Source organism: Mesorhizobium sp. M7A.F.Ca.ET.027.03.2.1, from assembly GCF_003999175.1.
GTDB lineage: Bacteria > Pseudomonadota > Alphaproteobacteria > Rhizobiales > Rhizobiaceae > Mesorhizobium.
In genome coordinates this window covers 1-2,336 of sequence record NZ_RZOM01000987.1, presented here as the reverse complement: position 1 = coordinate 2,336, position 2,336 = coordinate 1, and the positions used below count along the sequence as shown (strand labels likewise).

Here is a 2,336-nt window from a genome sequence, read left to right as displayed (position 1 = left end):
ATGAAGGACAGCGATCCCTGCAGATGCGTCGGCAGCTTCTGGATGGCGCCGTACATCAGTATGTACATCAGGCCGGTATGGACGATGCCGAGCGTCGCCAGCATGGTCCAGCTCCAGGCATCGGCCGGAAGCTCTGCAAGATTGGCGAAAGGCGCCAGCATGACGACGCCGACGCAGACCTGGATCAGCGCGATGAGGTGCGGCGGCGTGCCCTTGAGCTTCTTGGTGACGATGGCGGCGACGGCCCAGAAGAAAGCCGCGCCCAACGCCATGACGATGCCGGTGAAATAATCCGTGCCGATATCGCCGGCATCGGGAGCCGACTGCACGATCAGAACCATGCCGGCGAAGGCGATGGCCAGCCAGGTCAGCTTGGTCAGGGTCAGCCGCTCGGCGAAGAAAAGCGCACCGAAGCCGACCAGCATGAAAGGCTGCGTGTTGTAGACAGCGGTGGCGATCGAGATCGACGCGCGCGAGAATGCGCTGAACAGCAGCAGCCAGTTGACGACGATGGCGACGCCGCCGAGCGCGGCGATGCCGATGATGCGCAGCGACAGCCTGTTGCGCAGCAATCCCAGCCCGGCGCAGATGATGAGCAGCGTCAGCGCACCGAAAGCGCAACGCCAGAACACCACATCCATGATCGGCTGGCCGGACAGGACGACGAACCATCCGATCGTTCCCAGGATGGCCATTGCGGCTGACATTTCGACCGTGCCGCGCACCGTTTCGTTCACAACAAACCTCCATATCGGTTGAGCCGCCATAATCTCATGCTGCCGCGAAGCTTTCCATCTGATTGGAAAGGGTGTATGGCCGGTTGGCCTAATTATATTAGGAGAAAACTCCAAACTATCGGGGAAAGAAAAAGATGCTGGACGATCTCGACCGAAATCTCCTTGAAATCCTGGTCAAGGATGCACGGACCTCGCTGAAGGAACTGGCCGCCCAGGTCGGGCTGTCGTCGCCAAGCGTTTCGGAGCGGCTGCGACGGCTCGAGGAGCGCGGCGTCATCCGGGCGTTCACTGTCGAGATCGATCCGCTGGCGCTCGGTTATACCCTGCAGGCGATCGTGCGCATCCGGCCTTTGCCGGGCAAGCTGCACATCGTCCAGAAGCTGATCGAGGAGATTCCCGAATTCGGCGAATGCGACAAGGTGACGGGCGATGACTGTTTCGTCGCCCGGCTGTTCGTGCGCTCGATCGGCGATCTCGACGGGATTTTGGACCGTATCGCCGACAAGGCGGAGACAAGCACCGCCATTATCAAGGCGCAGCCGATCCGGCGTCGGCCGCCGCCGCTTGACGCAACCGCCTCTCGGGATAGGGCAAAGGTCTTGCAGGCCTCCTGATCGAGTTGGGTGGAAAGCCGGTGGCCGGTTGGTTAGTGTGCCGGCCCAAACGAGGCCGGAACCATGGCGCAGAATATATACGATCGTGAGGATTTCTTCGCAGGCTACAGCCAGCTCGGCCGTTCGGTCGAAGGGCTGGAGGGTGCCGCCGAGTGGCCGGCACTGCGCGCCATGCTGCCCGATGTCGGCGGCTTGAGGGTCGTCGATCTCGGCTGCGGCTTCGGCTGGTTCTGCCGCTGGGCCCGCGAGCATGGGGCGGCGCAGGTGCTTGGCCTGGATCTGTCGGAGAAGATGCTTGCCCGGGCAAGGGCCGCCGGCCCCGATGCTGGCATAAGCTATGAGACGGCCGATCTCGATCGGCTCAGCCTGCCGGAAGCCAGCTTCGATCTCGTCTACAGCTCGCTCGCCTTGCACTATGTCGAGGATGTGTCGCGTCTGTTCGGGACCGTGCATCGGGCCCTGGCGCCTGGCGGGCGTTTCGTCTTTTCGACGGAACATCCGATCTTCATGGCGCCGACCAAACCCGGCTGGGTGATCGATAGCGAAGGCCGCAAGACGTGGCCTGTCGACCAATATCTGGTGGAAGGACCGCGCAGCACCGACTGGCTGGCCAAGGGCGTGGTGAAACATCACCGCACGATCGGCACCACCCTTAACGCACTGATCCGGTCCGGCTTCACCATCGGCCATGTCGAGGAATTCCGGCCGACCGATGCGCAAATCGCAGCCAAGCCGGAACTGGCGGAAGAGCTCGAGCGGCCGATGTTCCTGCTGGTCTCGGCTCGGCGCTAGGCACTGGCCGGCGTCGGCCGAGTGTGCCGCCGCCACGCTCATATTTGCTGTCGCTCCGCCGGGCATTCTGGGCTATTCAAGCGTCGACCCGCTTTCCCTCCGGACCAGTCCCTCCCATGTCAGGCCTGCTTCTCGATCCGTGGTTCTATGCGGCTGCCATTCCGGCGGTCATTCTGGTCGGCCTGTCCAAGGG

At 62.8% G+C, this 2,336-nt stretch carries 3 protein-coding genes and 1 pseudogene; 3 read left to right on the top strand and 1 reads right to left on the bottom strand.

What is annotated here, in order from left to right; genetic code table 11:
* Nucleotides 1-737, bottom strand: a 737-nt coding sequence (locus EN750_RS30060; RefSeq protein WP_145968045.1) for a DMT family transporter, incomplete at its 3' end; no start/stop codon positions are given.
* A 134-nt stretch (nt 738-871) separates the two neighbouring features.
* Between EN750_RS30060 and EN750_RS30055 the strand changes: the two genes are divergently transcribed.
* The 3 genes and pseudogenes from EN750_RS30055 to EN750_RS41075 form a co-directional block, all read left to right on the top strand.
* A complete protein-coding gene (locus EN750_RS30055) occupies nt 872-1,351 on the top strand; it encodes an Lrp/AsnC family transcriptional regulator (RefSeq protein WP_127268483.1) in 480 nt (159 codons plus the stop codon).
* A gap of 63 nt (nt 1,352-1,414) precedes the next feature.
* Complete coding sequence (locus EN750_RS30050) at nt 1,415-2,143, top strand: class I SAM-dependent methyltransferase (protein WP_127398905.1); 729 nt, start codon at nt 1,415-1,417, stop codon at nt 2,141-2,143.
* Between the two features lie 116 nt (nt 2,144-2,259).
* Nucleotides 2,260-2,336 (top strand): annotated as a pseudogene (locus tag EN750_RS41075) (sulfite exporter TauE/SafE family protein); the annotation flags it as partial.

What these genes read in the sequence shown, in the direction of transcription:
- EN750_RS30050 (WP_127398905.1), top strand. Translation starts at nt 1,415, where the DNA reads ATGGCGCAGAATATATACGATCGTGAGGATTTCTTCGCAGGCTACAGC.
- EN750_RS30055 (WP_127268483.1), top strand. Translation starts at nt 872, where the DNA reads ATGCTGGACGATCTCGACCGAAATCTCCTTGAAATCCTGGTCAAGGAT.